The organism is Roseovarius sp. (assembly GCF_040219995.1).
Classification (GTDB): domain Bacteria; phylum Pseudomonadota; class Alphaproteobacteria; order Rhodobacterales; family Rhodobacteraceae; genus Roseovarius.
The window spans coordinates 1-16,360 of sequence record NZ_JAVJUC010000015.1 but is presented as its reverse complement, the minus strand read 5'-3'; the positions used below and the strand labels follow the sequence as shown (position 1 = coordinate 16,360).

Annotated in this window: 15 protein-coding genes; 7 read left to right on the top strand and 8 right to left on the bottom strand. The window is 63.9% G+C overall.

Features of this window, described 5'->3' with window-relative positions; genetic code table 11:
- Positions 1–21 precede the first annotated feature (21 nt).
- Positions 22–885, bottom strand: coding sequence for an acetylglutamate kinase (argB, locus tag RID11_RS08840; protein WP_350137830.1), 864 nt, complete (start codon positions 883–885; stop codon positions 22–24).
- 121 nt (positions 886–1,006) lie between these two features.
- On the opposite strand from argB, the gene RID11_RS08835 reads away from it, so the two are divergent.
- A complete protein-coding gene (locus RID11_RS08835) occupies positions 1,007–1,738 on the top strand; it encodes an SDR family NAD(P)-dependent oxidoreductase (protein WP_350137828.1) in 732 nt (243 codons plus the stop codon).
- Positions 1,739–1,762: 24 nt separating this feature from the next.
- On the opposite strand, the gene yihA is transcribed toward RID11_RS08835, so the two are convergent.
- From yihA to ttcA, 5 genes are all read right to left on the bottom strand, one after another.
- Positions 1,763–2,413, bottom strand: a complete 651-nt coding sequence (gene yihA, locus RID11_RS08830) for a ribosome biogenesis GTP-binding protein YihA/YsxC (protein ID WP_350137827.1) — start codon at positions 2,411–2,413, stop codon at positions 1,763–1,765.
- Positions 2,413–3,156 (bottom strand): MOSC domain-containing protein, encoded by a 744-nt coding sequence (locus RID11_RS08825; protein ID WP_350137825.1) that lies wholly within the window; start codon positions 3,154–3,156, stop codon positions 2,413–2,415. Before RID11_RS08825 ends, yihA begins: the two co-directional genes overlap by 1 nt.
- The gene (gene yidC, locus RID11_RS08820; RefSeq protein ID WP_350137823.1) at positions 3,156–4,988 is read right to left on the bottom strand and encodes a membrane protein insertase YidC; all 1,833 of its coding nucleotides are present in this window, start codon (positions 4,986–4,988) and stop codon (positions 3,156–3,158) included. Before yidC ends, RID11_RS08825 begins: the two co-directional genes overlap by 1 nt.
- A gap of 138 nt (positions 4,989–5,126) precedes the next feature.
- Complete coding sequence (locus RID11_RS08815) at positions 5,127–5,759, bottom strand: hypothetical protein (protein ID WP_350137821.1); 633 nt, start codon at positions 5,757–5,759, stop codon at positions 5,127–5,129.
- A 37-nt stretch (positions 5,760–5,796) separates the two neighbouring features.
- Complete coding sequence (ttcA, locus tag RID11_RS08810; protein ID WP_350137819.1) at positions 5,797–6,666, bottom strand: tRNA 2-thiocytidine(32) synthetase TtcA; 870 nt, start codon at positions 6,664–6,666, stop codon at positions 5,797–5,799.
- Positions 6,667–6,971: 305 nt separating this feature from the next.
- Here ttcA and RID11_RS08805 point away from each other — a divergent pair, with 305 nt between their 5' ends.
- Positions 6,972–8,273 carry a hypothetical protein gene (locus RID11_RS08805; RefSeq protein WP_350137817.1) on the top strand — a complete coding sequence of 434 codons (1,302 nt, stop codon included), beginning with the start codon at positions 6,972–6,974 and terminating at the stop codon, positions 8,271–8,273.
- Positions 8,274–8,299: 26 nt separating this feature from the next.
- On the opposite strand, the gene RID11_RS08800 is transcribed toward RID11_RS08805, so the two are convergent.
- Positions 8,300–8,866: a TlpA family protein disulfide reductase gene (locus RID11_RS08800; RefSeq protein ID WP_350137814.1), complete on the bottom strand. Its 567-nt coding sequence runs from the start codon at positions 8,864–8,866 to the stop codon at positions 8,300–8,302.
- Positions 8,867–8,890: 24 nt separating this feature from the next.
- Between RID11_RS08800 and argH the strand changes: the two genes are divergently transcribed.
- The 5 genes from argH to RID11_RS08775 are packed head-to-tail and all read left to right on the top strand — an operon-like array spanning position 8,891 to position 14,746.
- Positions 8,891–10,282, top strand: a complete 1,392-nt coding sequence (argH, locus tag RID11_RS08795; protein WP_350137812.1) for an argininosuccinate lyase — start codon at positions 8,891–8,893, stop codon at positions 10,280–10,282.
- Entirely contained in the window at positions 10,279–10,461 is a 183-nt protein-coding gene (locus RID11_RS08790; protein WP_350137809.1) for an argininosuccinate lyase, read from the top strand. The genes argH and RID11_RS08790 overlap by 4 nt, the downstream gene beginning before the upstream one ends.
- Entirely contained in the window at positions 10,458–10,766 is a 309-nt protein-coding gene (locus tag RID11_RS08785) for a DUF2834 domain-containing protein (RefSeq protein WP_350137807.1), read from the top strand. Before RID11_RS08790 ends, RID11_RS08785 begins: the two co-directional genes overlap by 4 nt.
- Before the next feature lie 49 nt (positions 10,767–10,815).
- Positions 10,816–12,081, top strand: a complete 1,266-nt coding sequence (gene lysA / locus RID11_RS08780) for a diaminopimelate decarboxylase (RefSeq protein WP_350137804.1) — start codon at positions 10,816–10,818, stop codon at positions 12,079–12,081.
- Between the two features lie 37 nt (positions 12,082–12,118).
- Positions 12,119–14,746 carry a TIGR02302 family protein gene (locus RID11_RS08775; protein ID WP_350137802.1) on the top strand — a complete coding sequence of 876 codons (2,628 nt, stop codon included), beginning with the start codon at positions 12,119–12,121 and terminating at the stop codon, positions 14,744–14,746.
- A gap of 346 nt (positions 14,747–15,092) precedes the next feature.
- Here the strand turns inward: RID11_RS08775 and RID11_RS08770 are convergent, their stop codons facing one another.
- Positions 15,093–16,031, bottom strand: coding sequence for an ABC transporter substrate-binding protein (locus RID11_RS08770; RefSeq protein ID WP_350137800.1), 939 nt, complete (start codon positions 16,029–16,031; stop codon positions 15,093–15,095).
- Positions 16,032–16,360: the final 329 nt, after the last annotated feature.

Sequence of the window (16,360 nt, the reverse complement as noted above, 5' to 3'; positions counted from 1 at the left end):
CGCGCCGCCGCTTTCACAAGGTCACGTCGCCCGGATCAGCGACCCCGCCCCGTGCTCGGTATAAAGCTCAAGCAGCGTGGCATTGGGCGCGCGTCCGTCGAGGATGACCACGGCCCGTACCCCGCCCTCGATCGCGGCCAGCGCGGTTTCGGTCTTGGGGATCATGCCGCCCGCGATGATGCCGTCGCGGGTCATCTGCCGGATCTGATCGGCGCTGAGTTCGGTGACCACCTGACCCGACGCATCGCGGACCCCGTCGATATCCGTAAGCAGCAAGAGCCGGTCGGCCTTGAGCGCGGCGGCCACGACACCGGCGACGGTGTCACCGTTGATGTTGAAGGTCTCACCATTGCGCCCCGCGCCAAGCGGCGCAATCACCGGGATGATATTGGCGTCAAACAGCGTGTGCAGGATCGCCGGGTTGATCTCGTCGGGCTCGCCCACAAGGCCCAGATCGGGGCTGGACGGCGTGCAGGTGATCAGCCCCGCATCCTTGCCCGAAAGCCCCACAGCGCGCCCGCCCTGGCCGTTGATCGCCTGCACGATCCGCTTGTTGACGCGGCCCGAGAGCACCATCTCGACCACTTCCATCGTGGCGGCATCGGTGACCCGCTTGCCGTTCACGAAATCGGACTTGATCGCCAGTTTCTCCAGCATCTCGTTGATCATCGGCCCGCCGCCATGCACGATCACCGGATTGACGCCGACCTGGCTCATCAGCACCACGTCGCGGGCGAAGGTTTCCATCGCCTCGTCACTGCCCATCGCATGGCCGCCCAGCTTGATCACGACGATGGCGCCGGTATAGCGTTGCAGATAGGGCAGTGCCTCGGAGAGCGTGCGGGCGGTGGCGATCCAGTCGCGGTTCATGTCTCTGGCCTTCATCCTTGTCTCCGGTATGGCGGTGAGCGCCTTGTTAGCCGCTCTGCATTGCCCTGCCAAGGGTCGTTGCAAGTGCGCCCCGCTGCGTTAGGGTCAGCGCGAGGCATCAGGAAAGGACACAGGCATGACGGAACAGCGGACATTGCTTCTCACGGGGGCGAGCCGGGGGATCGGTCACGCCACGGTTCAGCGGTTCAACGCGGCAGGCTGGCGGGTCATCACCTGCTCGCGCCATCCCTTTCCCGCAGAATGCCCGTGGGGTGGCGGTGAGGCGAACCATATCCAGATCGACCTTGCCGATCCCAAGGACGTGATCGAGAAGGTCGAGGAGATCCGCGCGCGACTGAACGGACGGCTTGATGCGCTGGTCAACAATGCGGGCATCTCACCCAAAGGGCCCGAGGGCGAGCGCCTTGATACGATCAGCACCGACCTGCGCACATGGGGGCACGTGTTTCATGTCAATTTCTTCGCCCCCGTCGTGCTGGCGCGCAGCCTGAAAGACGAGTTGGCGGCGGCCAAGGGGGCGGTTGTCAACGTCACCTCTATCGCAGGGGCGCGGGTGCATCCCTTCGCGGGGGCTGCCTATGCGACGTCCAAAGCGGCGCTGGCGGCGCTGACCCGCGAGATGGCGTTCGATTTCGGCCCCCTGGGCGTGCGCGTCAATGCCATCGCACCGGGCGAGATCCGCACCGCGATCCTGTCGCCGGGTACCGAGGATCTGGCCGACCGCCTGCCGATGCGCCGCCTCGGCGAGCCGCAGGAGGTGGCCGATACGGTCTATTTCCTCTGCACCGAAGGCTCAACCTACATCTCGGGCACCGAGATCGAAATCAACGGCGCTCAGCACGTGTAAGTCGCGGTTGCGCGCGGGTGTCGGCTATTCCAGCGTCGCGATCACGGCGCGCAGGGTGGCGATGCCTTCGCCCTTCTCGCTGGATGTCAGGATCAGTTCGGGAAAGGCCGCAGGGTGCGCGGCCAGCTTTTGGCGCACCTGCTCCAGCACCTTGTCCCGCGCGGTTGCGCTGATCTTGTCGGTCTTGGTCAGCACGCATTGAAAGGTCACGGCAGAGCTGTCGAGCAACGCCATGATCTCCTCGTCCACCGGCTTGATTCCGTGGCGGGCATCGACCAGCACGAAGGCGCGGCGCAGGGTCTGACGCCCCGATAGATATTGCTTGAGCAGCGCCTGCCATTTGCGCACCACATCCACCGGCGCGTTGGCATAGCCATAGCCGGGCAGGTCGACCAGATAGCGGCTGTCGCCAAGGGTGAAATAGTTGATTTCCTGCGTCCGCCCCGGCGTGTTCGAGGCCCGCGCCAGCGCCTTGCGCCCGGTCAGAGCGTTGATCAGCGTCGATTTGCCCACGTTCGAGCGGCCTGCGAAACACACCTCCAGCCGGTCGGCAGGGGGCAGGCCCGACATCGCGACCACGCCTTTGACGAAATCGACCGGCCCGGCAAAGAGCTTGCGCCCCAGTTCCGCGCTGGCCTGATCGGGGGCCTCGGCCTCGGGAAAATGCATCTGCATCACAGCACCTCTACCGGGGCGCCGACGGCGATGGCGCCGGTCCGGGTGACCTCGGCATAGATGCCGAAATCCTGATGGTTCCAATTGGCGTTGAGCGCGCCCAACGTGTCGAGATCGCGCGCGCCGGTGGCCGGGTTGGCGGTGGTCGCCATGCAGCGCCGGATCGGCTCGCGGACCTGCAGTTCCGCCTCCCCGATGCGCAGGGTCCGCCCCACCAGATCGAATTCCGCCCAGGGCGCCAGCCCGTCCAGATGGATGTTGCAGCGCCAGCGCAGTGGCGACACCTCGGTCCCCATGCGCGCCGCCAGATCGGCGTTGGACGCAAGATTGAGCAGGCTCACCGACGGGTAATCCGTATCCGTCACCCCGCGCCCATCCAGCCGGAAGAGCCGCACCGATTGCGCACGGTTCACTGGCATCAGCGGCCGCACCCAATCGAGAAACGCCTGCGCGTCGCGGTCAGGATCAAGGGTCAGATCAGGCCGGTCGGGATGGCTCAGCGTCACCAGCCCCGTCGTCTCGTCCACCTGCGCGTTGATCGCCATCAGCGCCGGGGCCTTGGCCCCGATCGAGAAATTGGTGCAGGGGGCCCATTCGCCCTCGGTCAGCCGCGCCAGTTCATGCGCCACGGCCCAAAGCCTGTCCCACGGCATCGCCTGCCCTGCGGCGAGGGTCACATCGGTCAGCGCCTCGCGCCCATGCCCCTTGATAGGGTGCCGCCAGAGGGCGCTGACCTGCGTCATCACTTCTTCTTGCCCGTATCCGGGGCCGCCTTGTCACGCTTGAATCCGGACATGATGTTGCCGAACACGTCCGGCTTGTAGCCTTGGCTGCGCATGATCAGGTATTGCTGCGTGAAGGTGATCACGTTGTTCGCGATCCAGTAGACCACAAGGCCGCTGGCAAAGCTGCCCAGCATGAACATGAAGACCCAGGGCATCCACGCAAAGATCATCTTTTGCGTCGGATCGGTCGGCGACGGGTTCAGCTTTTGCTGCAGCCACATCGACACGCCGAGGCAGAGCGGCAGGATACCGATGAAGATCAGCGCCATGATCGAGCCCGGCTCCGGCGCGGCCCAGGGCAGGATGCCCCAGAGATTGTATAGCGACGACGGGTCAGGCGCCGACAGGTCGTTGATCCAGCCGATCCACGGCGCGTGCCGCAATTCCAGCGTGACGAAGATCACCTTGTAGAGCGAGAAGAAGATCGGGATCTGCAACAGGATCGGCAGACAGCCCGAGGCCGGATTGACCTTTTCCTTCTTGTAGAGCGCCATCATCTCCTGCTGGAGTTTCTGACGGTCGTCGCCGGCGCTTTCCTTGATCTTCTCCATCTCCGGCTGAAGCTCTTTCATCTTCGCCATCGAGACGTAGGATTTATAGGCCAGCGGCAGCAGGATGACCTTGATCAGCAGGGTCAGGCCGATGATCGCCCAGCCCATGTTGCCGATGAGCGCGTTGAGCCAATGCAGCACCGCAAAGATCGGCTTGGTCAGGAAAAAGAACCAGCCCCAGTCGATCGAGTCGAGAAAACCCTGGACGCCTTCCTCGTTCTCGTAGTTGCGGATGGTGGCCCATTCCTTGGCCCCGGCAAACAGCCGGGTCTCGGCGACCGAGGTCTCACCGGGGGCGAGGCTGCGCGTCGCCTGCACCGTCTCGGTCTGGAAAATGCCGCGCTGCGGGTCGTATTTGCTGACCGCCTTGAACGGGTTGCCCTGTTCTGGGATGAGCGTGGTCATCCAGTAGTGATCGGTGAACCCGATCCAGCCGTTTTCGTTGACCTGCGTGACTTCGGCGGGCGCGCCCTCGCGCGGGTTGAATTCGTATTCCTCGACATCGTCATAGTCGATCTCAGAGAGCGTGCCGTCGGCCATGCCGATGAGGCCCTCGTGCAGGATGAAGAAATTCTTCAGATCGTCCGGCCGCCCGTGCCGCGCGAGAATGCCATAAGGCGCAAGGCTGACCTCACTCTCGCCGGTGTTTTCGACGCTCTGACGCACCGAGAACATGAAGTCCTCGTCAACGCTCAACTGCCGACGAAAGATCAGGCCCGCGCCGTTGTCCCAGACCAGCGTGACGGGGCTGTCGGGCGTCAGCGTCTCGCCGCTCTCGACCTGCCAGAGCGTGTTTGCACCGGGCACATTGTCGATGGTCAGCCCCGCGCCTGGGGCCCAGCCATAGAGCGCATAATAAGGCGTTTCGCTGCCGACGGGCGACAGCAGGCGCACGATCTCGGAGGAGGGGTCGATCGTCTCGCGGTAGTTCTTGAGCAGCAATTCGTCGATCCGCCCGCCCTGAAGCGAGATCGTGCCGGTCAGGCTCGGCGTCTCGATATCGAGCCGCGGCGCGTCGGGGGTTTCGGCGGTCTCGGTGCCGGTGGCCGCTTCGCCTGCGGTGCTGGCCGGGGCATCCGCCGACGGTGTGGACGGGGTCAGTTCCCCTTCGGTCGCGGTGACCGGCGCGTTGGGATCGGTGGGCGCGGGTTCCGGTGGCGGGAACATCACGAACCAGACAAGGATCACGAGAAAGCTGAGCGCCGTCGCGAGTATGAGGTTCTTGTTCTGATCATCCATATCCGGGGGCCGTCCGTCTGTTACCTGTTCCGCGCGTTCAACAGAGTGCGGCCCCAAAGGTCAAGCGGATTCCGTTGTTTTGCAGGCGGGCGCGAGGATTCGCCGCCTCTGCATGCCGGGGCCGGTTCCGCCGTCGCCCTAGCGCCGGGGCTGTGGACCGGGGTCATGGACAAGCATCGCCGAGGGTCCGCGACGCACCGCCTCGTCCAGCGTCACCATAAGGCCCTCAAGCAGCGCCGTGCCGGACCGGAGCCGCCCTGCCGGGGCAAGGCAAAGCGCCAGTGACGCGGCCGGATGCAGCGGGTCATCCCCGGTGAAAACCTGTTCCTCGACAATGGCTTGAAGCCGTCGGCCAAGACGGACAAGCGCCGGGTCGTCAAGGCCGGGCACCGGGGCGAGCAGGAGGGCGATCCGGCCGTCCTGGAGATCGAAAATCCGGTCCTCGGGGCGCAACGACTGGCGCAGGCGGGTCAGGGTCTGTTCGGTCACCTGCGCGGGCGTGATCCGCAGCAGGATACAGGCGAATCTCCAGCCTGTTTTCCGGCCCCTCTCCAGGTCCCGCTCAAGCGCGTGGCGCAGGTCTGTGGCGGCATCACCGGTGCGCCGCCGATCCTGCGAGAGCGGGAAAAGGCCCAGAAAAACAAAGGGTAAGGCAAAGACCAGCGCCTGCGCCCCGAACCATGACAGGGCCAGCGCCGCGGCCAGCAGAAAGACCAGGCCGGTGGGCAGATACGCCCGGATCATCCCGTATTTATCAGATAGATGTGCCATCTTTCCCCTCGATGGGGCGCAGCATGGCAGGCAAAGGTTAACGAAGCTTGGGCAAGCCTTCGGGATTTCCGTCGGATTTTAGCGGCTCCGTGCTCAGCCCCGCGAAATCAAACAGCTTTGGGTCGAGCAGGTGCGAGGGGCGCGCGTTCATCAGCGCGCGGAACATCACCTGACGGCGACCCGGCGAATTGGCCTCCCACCCGTCGAGGTTCTGCTTGACCTGCTGGCGCTGCAAGCCGTCCTGAGAGCCGCAGAGATCGCAGGGAATGATCGGATAGTTCATCGCCCGCGCAAACCGCTCGCAATCGGCCTCGGCGACATGGGCGAGGGGGCGGTAGAGAAAGAGATCGCCCTCCTCGTTCACCAGCTTGGGCGGCATCGTCGCGAGCCGCCCGCCGTGAAAGAGGTTCATGAAGAAGGTTTCCAGAATATCGTCGCGGTGATGGCCCAGAACCACCGCCGTGCAGCCTTCCTCGCGCGCGATGCGGTAGAGGTTGCCCCGGCGCAGCCGCGAGCAGAGCGCGCAATAGGTGCGCCCCTGCGGCACCTTGTCGACGACGATGGAATAGGTGTCCTGATACTCGATCCGGTGCGGCACGCCGCGCGCTTTCAGGAACTCGGGCAGGACGGTAGCGGGAAAGCCGGGCTGCCCCTGATCGAGATTGCAGGCCAGCAACTCCACCGGCAGAAGGCCGCGCCATTGCAGCTCATGCAGCACGGCCAGAAGCGTGTAACTGTCCTTGCCGCCCGAGAGACAGACCAGCCATTTGCCCCCCGGCTCGACCATGCCGTACTGCTCCACCGCCTCGCGCGTGTGCCGCACGATGCGCTTGCGCAGCTTGCGGAACTCGGTGCTGGCGGGGGCCCCGTGAAAGAGCGGATGGATATCGTCGGTCTCGTCTAGCATGGGCTGGCTTTAGGGGTTTTGAGGGGGGCAGGCAAGGGTTTGGGTGGGGTAAGGGTTGGGCGCGCGGTGGGGGGTGATGGCGTGGGTCGGCACGGGGGGCAGATGTACAACTCGGGCGCTGAATGCCATGTTCGAGCGAAGGTATGGGACGGTGGGGCTATGAGGTGTGGGAATAGTTGGTTCGCTGTCAAAACATAGGAATCATTTCCCTGCCCTAAACCGTTAGTAACGCAATTTTTCTCCTTGGAGTTGAAATGCTGTCTGCCTATGCTTCGGCTCGATTAGCAAGTTAGAGGAATATCAAAGTGTCACGTTGGTCTGAGGAATTTGAAAACCATCCCATTCATCAACAATTAGATCAAATAAGCGAATTTCTAGAAACAGAAGTCGAAGACACAGATGCCGCTTTTGAGGACGAACGGAGACGCTTGAAGAATGTAATTAGCAACTTGCGTGAGATCATCGACGGGTTGGATCCCGAGTTCTTTCCCAAACAGTGGATCGATCAGGTTCAAGGACATCTCGCGCATCAAAATTTCATGCAGCAGTTGCAGGCATACGCGAGTAATGGATCCATCAACCACATTCAGACTGCTAATAATCACATAACACAATACGCCCCGCAGATATTCAATCTGGCATCAATGTCTCGTCCACTTGAGTCCAAAAAGCTAATTGCCGGTGCCCAAGAGGCATTTGCCTCTTTCACGGCGTCGATGGAAAACACAGCGAACGAAATAGAACACCGGATCAAACAATCCCACGCTGAGCTTCAGGGTATTTTGGACAGAACCGAGGCCGCTGAGCGGAACATTAACACTCTGGATAAAGAGATTAGTGAAAAGCTAGCGGAATGGCAGGAGGATTTTACTGCGAAACAGACTGCGCGCGCCAAGGAACATTCGGACGCACAGATAAACCGCGATGCTAAGTTTGACGAGCTACTTTCAGCGTGGAAGGCTACCGTTGAAGAGCAAAGAGCGAACCTTGAGCAAACACAAACAGACAAATTACAAGCGACGTTGGATCACTTTAAAGAATCTGGCCAGTCTATTTTGGCAGATATGGCGAAGAAGCATGAGGAGGTTAAGGAAATACACAAGCTCGTCGGGCGTGACAGCGTTGCCGGTGGATATCAGAGTAGCGCCGGGGAGGAAAAAAATGAGGCAAACCGTTGGCGTTGGATTTCCTTAGCATGTCTGGCAACAGCAGTTATTTGGCTAGGTATTAAATACTCAGTCGGATTTACGACGACGGCAGAGGGAAGTTTCGATTGGCCGGAAATCGTTACAGCTTCATCTTTAACGGCGATCCTTCTCATTGCAGCTGGATACACATCCAAACAGTCGAAGCTGCATCGGGACAATGAAAAGCTTTTGAGATCTTACGCACTTGAGACAAAGGCGCTGGATCCATTCATCGCAAGCTTAGACAAGCCTGAACAGCAAGCGATTAAGGCGGAACTAGTCAGGCGGATGTTTGGCCAGCAAAATAATGTTGACGCAAGCAGATCAACAAGGTTGGATGACGGGACCGTCAATACTCTGACTAGTCGCCTGACAGATGCGGTCAAAGACGCTTTGCAAAAGGTCGGTGGCAATAGTTAAATCGACGAGTCATTCGTTGTGTGGCCTCAACTCCCCCCACCCCCATCAATCAGCGCCGCAATAATCGCCATCGCGCTCTCACTATCCCAGTGCGCATCCCCCTGCAGGCGGGCGATCTCGTTTCCTTGCGGGTCGAGGATCACCGTGATGGGCAGGCCGAAGACGCCCATTTGACGCGCCAATGCGCTCTTGGGGTCGCGGTGGAGGGGCAGGTTGTCGACGCCGATCTCGTCAAAGAACGCCTTCATCGCCGGGGGCGGGTTGCGGCCCGTGGCGATGGTGACGACGGTGAAATCCTCGCCGCCCATCTGGGTCTGCAGGTTCGACAGCATCGGCATTTCCACCCGGCAGGGCGCGCACCACGTCGCCCAGAAATTGAGCACGACATGCTTGCCCTGATACTCGGCGAGCGTGGCGGTTGAGCCGTCCTCGCGCTCGAATTCCACCTGCGGCGCGGGCTTGGGGGCGGAATGGAACATCAGTTTCTTCATGTCCCCCTCGCGCAGCGCCTCAAGTGCTGCGGTATCGGCCACGGCGGCGTTTGCACCGAGCGCGAGGGCCATATAAAGGACGATCTGACGAATGGTTTTCATAAATCCCTCCGAAGGGCAAAAGACATGACTGACACGACCTCGAACCAGATGTGGGGCGGCCGCTTTGCCGCCGGGCCGGATGCGATCATGGAGGCAATTAATGCCTCGATCTCATTCGACAAGCGGATGGCGGCGCAGGATATCGCCGGGTCGCGTGCCCATGCCGCCATGCTGGCCGCCACGGGTATTGTCAGTGATAAGGATGCCGAGGCGATGAGGGAAGGGCTTCTCACGGTCTTGTCAGAGATCGAGGGCGGGAAGTTCGAGTTTTCCACGGCGCTGGAGGACATTCACATGAATGTCGAGGCGCGGTTGAAGGCGCTGGTCGGCGAGCCTGCCGGGCGGCTGCATACCGGGCGGAGCCGTAACGATCAGGTGGCCACCGATTTCCGCCTCTGGGTGCGCGATCAACTGGACGCCGCCGATGGCGCGCTTGAGGCGCTGATGCGCGCGCTGGTCGCGCAGGCCGAGGCCGGGGCGGATTGGGTAATGCCGGGCTTCACCCATCTGCAGACCGCGCAGCCGGTTACCTGGGGGCATCACATGATGGCCTATGTCGAGATGTTCGGGCGCGACCTGAGCCGGGTGCGCGATGCCCGCGCGCGGATGAACGAATGCCCCCTGGGCGCGGCGGCGCTGGCCGGGACGTCGTTCCCGATTGACCGCGAGATGACGGCGCAGGCATTGGGCTTTGACCGGCCCTGCGCCAACAGCCTCGATGCCGTCAGCGACCGCGATTTCGCGCTGGAGTTTCTGGGCGTGGCCAGCATCTGCGCGATGCATCTCAGCCGCTTTGCGGAGGAACTGGTGATCTGGTCCTCGGCGCAGTTCCGATTTGTCGCCCTGTCGGATCGGTTCTCCACCGGGTCGAGCATCATGCCGCAGAAGAAGAACCCCGATGCGGCGGAGCTTATCCGCGCCAAGGTGGGGCGGATTTTCGGGGCCAATGTGGCGCTGATGATGGTGATGAAGGGGCTGCCGCTGGCCTATTCCAAGGACATGCAGGAGGACAAAGAGCAGGTCTTTGATGCCGCCGACAACCTGATGCTGGCGCTCGCGGCGATGGAAGGCATGGTGCGCGACATGCAGGCTCAGAAGGCCAATCTGGAGAAAGCGGCCGGGTCGGGCTTTTCGACCGCGACGGATCTGGCCGACTGGCTGGTGCGGGTGGCGGGCATGCCCTTCCGCGAGGCGCATCACGTCACCGGCAGCCTCGTGGCCCGCGCCGAGGCGAAGGGCTGTGACCTGCCGGACCTCAGCCTTGACGAGATGCAAGAGGTGCATGGCGAAATCGACGCGTCGGTCTATGATGTGCTGGGCGTGCATAATTCGGTGGCGTCAAGGATGAGCTATGGCGGCACCGCCCCCGAACAGGTGCGCGCGCAGGTGGCACGGTGGAAGGAGCGTCTGGGATGACAAGAGCGGTTCTGACGGGGCTGGCGCTGATCGCGCTCGCGGCCTGCGGCGCGGATGGCGATCCGGTGCGCCCCTCGGTCAACACCACGGTGAGCGCGGGCACCGGCGGCGTGCATACCAGCGTCAGCACCGGCGTGCGCGTGGGCGGCGTGAATGTCGGCGTCGGGGTGGGCCTATGAGATGGGTCTTTGCCGCACTGGCGCTCTGGGGCGCGGTACATCCGATGTACTGGTTCATGTCCTACATGGCCGCGAACGACTGGAGTCTCGCGGCACTGATCGACGCTTGGTATGTCAATGACAGTACGACCGGGCTGACGTGGGACCTGACCATCGCCGCTGTGGCGCTCACCGTCTGGGTGCTGGTCGAGGTGGTGCGGCACCGGCACTGGGCCGGGCTGATCGCGATCCCCGCGACCTTCTGCATCGGGGTAAGCTGTGGCTTGCCGCTTTACCTCTTCCTGCGCATGTCGCGAGAGGTGTAGAGGCCGGATTTGAGTATTTTTGGCAAGATGAAACGGGGCGGGAGCGCGCGTGGATCATTTTCTCTATCGTGACGGCGTTTTGCATGCCGAAGATGTGCCACTCTCGGAGATTGCCGAGGCGGTGGGCACGCCGTTCTACTGCTATTCCACCGCGACGCTGACGCGGCATTTCCGGCTGTTCGACGAGGCGCTGGAGGGCATGGATCACCTCGTGTGCTATGCGATGAAGGCGGCGAGCAATCAGGCGATTCTGCGCACGCTGGCGGGGCTTGGCGCGGGGATGGACGTGGTGTCGGGCGGCGAATACATGCGCGCCCGCGCGGCGGGGGTGCCGGGCGAGAGGATCGTGTTTTCCGGCGTCGGCAAGACCCGGGATGAGATGCGTCTGGCGCTTGAGGGCGGCATCCGTCAGTTCAACGTCGAGAGCGAGCCCGAGATGCGCGCGCTGAGCGAGGTGGCGGTAAGCCTCGGGGTGGTGGCCCCGATCACCGTGCGGGTCAATCCGGACGTGGACGCGAAAACCCATGCCAAGATCGCCACCGGCAAGAGCGAGAACAAGTTCGGCATTCCGATCTCGCGTGCGAGTGCGGTTTATGCCGAGGCCGCCGTCCTGCCGGGGCTGGAGGTGATCGGCATCGACGTGCATATCGGCAGCCAACTGACCGAGTTGGAGCCGTTTCGGCAGGCCTATCGGAAGGTGGCCGACCTGACGGAGGAGTTGCGCGCCGACGGGCACGATATCCGCCGTCTCGATCTTGGGGGCGGCCTTGGCATTCCCTACACCCGCTCGAACGAGGCGCCGCCGCTGCCCACCGAATACGGCGCGCTGATTCGCGAGACATTGGGCCATCTGGACTGCGAGATCGAGATCGAGCCGGGGCGGCTGGTGGCCGGGAATGCCGGAATTTTGATCAGCGAGGTGATCTATGTGAAAGAGGGCGAGGGGCGCGACTTCCTGATCCTCGACGCGGCGATGAACGACCTCATTCGCCCGGCCATGTATGACGCCCACCACGACATCATTCCCGTTGTGGAACCGGCCCCGGGCGTCGAGCAGAGCGCCTATGACGTGGTCGGCCCGGTCTGCGAATCGGGTGATACCTTTGCCAAGGGGCGAATGCTGCCGCCTCTGCGCGAAGGCGATCTGGTGGCGTTCCGCAGTGCCGGGGCCTATGGCGCGGTGATGTCGAGCGAGTACAATACCCGCCCCCTGATCCCCGAGGTTCTGGTCAATGGGCGTGAATTTGCCGTGATCCGGGCACGCCCGACCTTTGACGAAATGATAAATCGCGATACCATCCCTGAATGGCTCTGACGCGGTGCGCGCGTCGGGCCGAGGAGAGGCGCGGCCCATGGCAGACACGCGAAACCCCCTGAACACCGTGACGGCGCGGCTGCGGCGGCCCTTGGCGCTGACCTGGGCCGGGCTGATCGCCGAGCGGCTTGTGCGCGCCTTCTGGCCAGTCTGGAGCCTTCTGGCAGGTGCGGCGGCGCTTGTCATGCTGGGTGTGCAGGACATGGTGAGCATCGAGGCGGTGTGGACCGGCCTGATGCTGGGCGGTCTGGCGCTGGTGATCTTTGCCGCGCGCGGTGCGTCTCGGTTCCACTTCCCGACCCGGGCCGAGGTGCTGGCCCGGCTTGATGCGACATTGCCGGGGCGTCCCCTGGCGGCATTGGCCGATACGCAGGCGGTGGGCGCGCAGGATACCGGATCACAGGCGCTCTGGCAGGCGCATCAGGCGCGGATGGCGGCCCGCGCGGCAGAGGCAAAGGCGGTCGAACCCGATCTGCGCCTGTCGCGGCAGGACCCGTTCGGGCTGCGTTACGTGGCGCTTCTGGGGCTGGTGGTGGCGCTGCTCTTTGGTTCTGTCTGGCGCGCGGGCTCTGTGGCCGACATGGTGCCGGGTGCCGGGCGCGGCGCGGCGCTTGCCTCTGGCCCGACATGGGAGGGCTGGATCGAACCGCCCGCCTATACCGGCTTGCCGAGCCTATATCTGGCCGATCAGTCAGGCGTGATCGAGGTGCCCGAGGGTAGCGAGATCACCCTGCGGTTTTACGGCGAGGTCGGCGCGCTCAGCCTGAGCGAAACGGTATCGGGCCGTGCGGGTGACGTGCCCCCCGCGACCGGGACGGAACAGGAATTCACCATCGCGCAAGATGGCGAGATGCGTATCGACGGCCCCGGTGGCCGCAGCTGGCAGGTTGAGGCGATTGCCGATGCGGCCCCGGCTGTGCAGGTGCTGGAGGGCGAGGCCAAGACCGCCTTTGACGGCCAGATGAGCCAGCCTTTTGACGCGCGTGACGATTACGGCGTCGTGACCGGGGGCGCTGTGTTCGAGCTCGACATGGACCGCATCGACCGGCGCTACGGCCTTGCCACGGAGCCCGAGCCACGTCAGCCCATCCGGCTCGATCTGCCGATGCCGCTGGCGGGAGACCGCAGCGACTTCACCGAGACGCTGATCGAGAACCTCTCGGAGCACCCCTGGGCGCATCTGCCGGTGACGCTGCGCTTGCGGGTCGAGGATGCGGCGGGGCAGGAGGGTCTGTCGGAGCCTGTCGAGATGGACCTGCCCGCGCGGCGGTTTTTCAACCCGATGGCGGCGGCAGTGATCGAACAGCGGCGTGATCTGCTGTGGTCGCGCGACAATGCGACCCGGGTGGCACGGGTGCTGCGCGCGGTCTCCTACCAGCCGCGCGAGGGGCTTTTCCGGTCCGAGAAGGCCTATCTGCGGCTGCGGGTGATCCTGCGGCAGCTTGAGGCGATGACCGACAGCGGAGACGGGCTTAGCGGGGATGAGCGAGACGAGATCGCGCAGGCGCTGTGGGATCTGGGCGTGCTCTTGGAAGATGGCGATGTGGGCGACGCGCTGGAGCGGATGCGCGCCGCGCAGGAACGGCTGAGCGAGGCGATGAAGAACGATGCCAGCGAAGAGGAGATCGCCCGGCTGATGCAGGAATTGCGCGACGCCACGCAGGATTACCTGCGCCAGAAGATGCAGCAGGCGCAGCGCGAGGACCCCGAGAACAGCGGCGATCAGCAGAGCGCCGAGAACATGATGCAGATGAACCAGCAGGATCTGCAGGACATGATGGACCGCATTCAGGAACTGATGGAACAGGGCCGCTTTGCCGAGGCGCAGCAGGCGCTGGAAGAGTTCCAGAAGATGATGGAGAACATGCAGGTCACCCAGGGCGAGGGCCAGCAGGGCCAGTCGCCGGGGCAACAGGCGATGGAGGGCCTGGCCGAGACGCTGCGCGAGCAGCAGGGCCTGTCGGATCAGGCGTTCCGCGACCTGCAGGAGCAGTTCAATCCCGGTGCGCAATCCGGCCAGTCGCAGGGCAATGAGGGCCAGAGCGGCGGCGAGGGCCGCGGCCAAAGCCATGAGGGCCAGCCCGGGCAGGGCGGTCAGGGTGGCCAGCAGCAGGGTCAGGGCGGTGAAGGTCAGGAGCGTGCGGAGGATCCGGGCCAAGGCGGGCAGCAGGGCGCCGAAGGGGAACTGGCCGACCGGCAAGAGGCGCTGCGCCGCGAGTTGGAGCGGCAGCGGCAGGGCCTGCCGGGGCTGGGCGGCGAGGCCGGAGAGGCCGCGCGCGAGGCGCTGGAACGGGCTGAGCGGTCGATGGAAGGGGCCGAGGAGGCGCTGCGCAACGATGATCTGGCCGGGGCCATCGACGAACAGGCCGACGCCATGGAGTCGCTGCGCGAAGGCATGCGCAACATGGGCGAGGCAATGGCGGAACAGCAAAACCCGGGCGGGCAGGGCCAACAGGACGGCCCGCCGGGACAGGCGCAGGCCGATCCCTTGGGTCGCGAGGCCGGGCAGGGACGGCGTGCGGGCACGCAGGACAACCTGTTGCAGGGCGAGGATGTCTATCGCCGGGCGCGTGATCTGCTCGATGAAATCCGGCGGCGCTCGGGCGAGGGCGACCGGCCCGACGTGGAACTCGATTATCTCGAACGCTTGCTGGACCGGTTCTGAGCCGGGGTAGGAAGGCCTTTGCAAAAGGCCTTCGCCCGTGGCTGATGGTGCTTTGAATCTCTGAGATATGGGCGCTTGGTTTGGCCTTGAGCAGTCGTTGCCGTCAGAGAGATGAGCCGCGCGGGCGACCGACCGCGGGTGGGCGCTGCAACGGTCGTGGGATGCGCTTTATGGTGGCCAAATACTGCAACGATTGCGCGGGTTTGCGACGTTGCAAAAGCGCCCGCCCTCGGGGGCGGTCGGGCGCTCGCGCGGCGGCGTGCAAGCACGCCGTTATTCCGCGCGGATGGTCACAAGTAGAATGGCAGCTCAAGGCCAAACCCTACCGCATCACACCAACACGACCCTACTGCGCCAATGCCGCATCCACCACGGGCTGCCACGTCTCCTCATTGGCGGCGCGCCACTCGGCGGCGACCTCGGCTACCGACCGGCCGTCCTGCTCGACCGCGCGCATCAGCGCCTCCTGCGTCTCGGTATCGATCTGGAAATCCTCCAGCATGTACCACGCGGCGGGCCATTTGATCTTGGTCCCCTTGATCACTGTCTTGACCGCCTCGAGCGAGGGGATGCCGCAATCGCCGGGCAGGTCCGGGTTCGGGCCCCAGCTTGGCGTTTCATAACAGGCGGCCTCAGGCGTGGGCAGGGTGACAAAGCGCAAATCCTGCGCCGCCACCGCCCAATGCGGGCGCCAGAACATCACCAGCGCCGGATCGCCCGAGGTGCTGGCCTCGGTCAGCGTCTGCGATAGGTCCGCCTCGGACGCGGCGGGGCGCACCTCGAAGGGCAGGCCCAAGGCCTCGATGATCCCGGCGGCCGGGCCTTCCCATTCCTCGGGATAATCCACCACCGTCAAACCGGACAGCGCGGCGCAATCGCGCAGCGCCTCCCACGCGGGCAGGCCGGGGCAGGTCGCGTCCATATGCGCGGGATAGGCAAGGCCCTCTGACAGTGTCACACCCAACTCACCCATGTCCTGCAAATCGCCGTCGAGGATCATGTCACGGTAATTGCGCGGCGCGCGGGCCTCCCAGACCTCGACATTGACGTCGATACGGCCCTGCCGCATGTCACTGAAGACACGCATCTGATCGGCCTCGACATACTCGACCGCGTATCCCATGGCGCTGAGAACCTCACCGGCCAGATGCGCGGATATCTGTGCGCCGGTTTCGGGCAGAAGCGCCAGCCGGATCGCCGTGTCGGTATCGCCGATCTCGGCGGCTTGGGTCGCGGCGGGCAGGGTCAGGCCGGTCAAGGCCATGGCGCGGATTGTGGATCGCATATTTAGCTCCTGGTACAATATTCGGGCGCGTGGCCCGCATGGGTCAAACGGTCGGACCGGAAAGCAGGGTGCTGAAAAGCGTTTGCGAGTAATGTAAGGGTGCCTTCCGAGTCGGGCGCACGATAGCATGCGCGCCGGACAGTGCACCTGTTTTCGTAAAGGGAGGGCGAATTCAGGGAGGGGGGGTGGTTCTGGCCTGGAGCGGACATTGACGCATCTCGCGCGAAACGCACCGAAGGTGCCGCGCGATCGCCGGGCCGTCCCGCGGCCTGGCGATTTGATAGGGCGCGCAACGTGTCGAGGTTAGAATGACTTGGCTGGGATAAAGC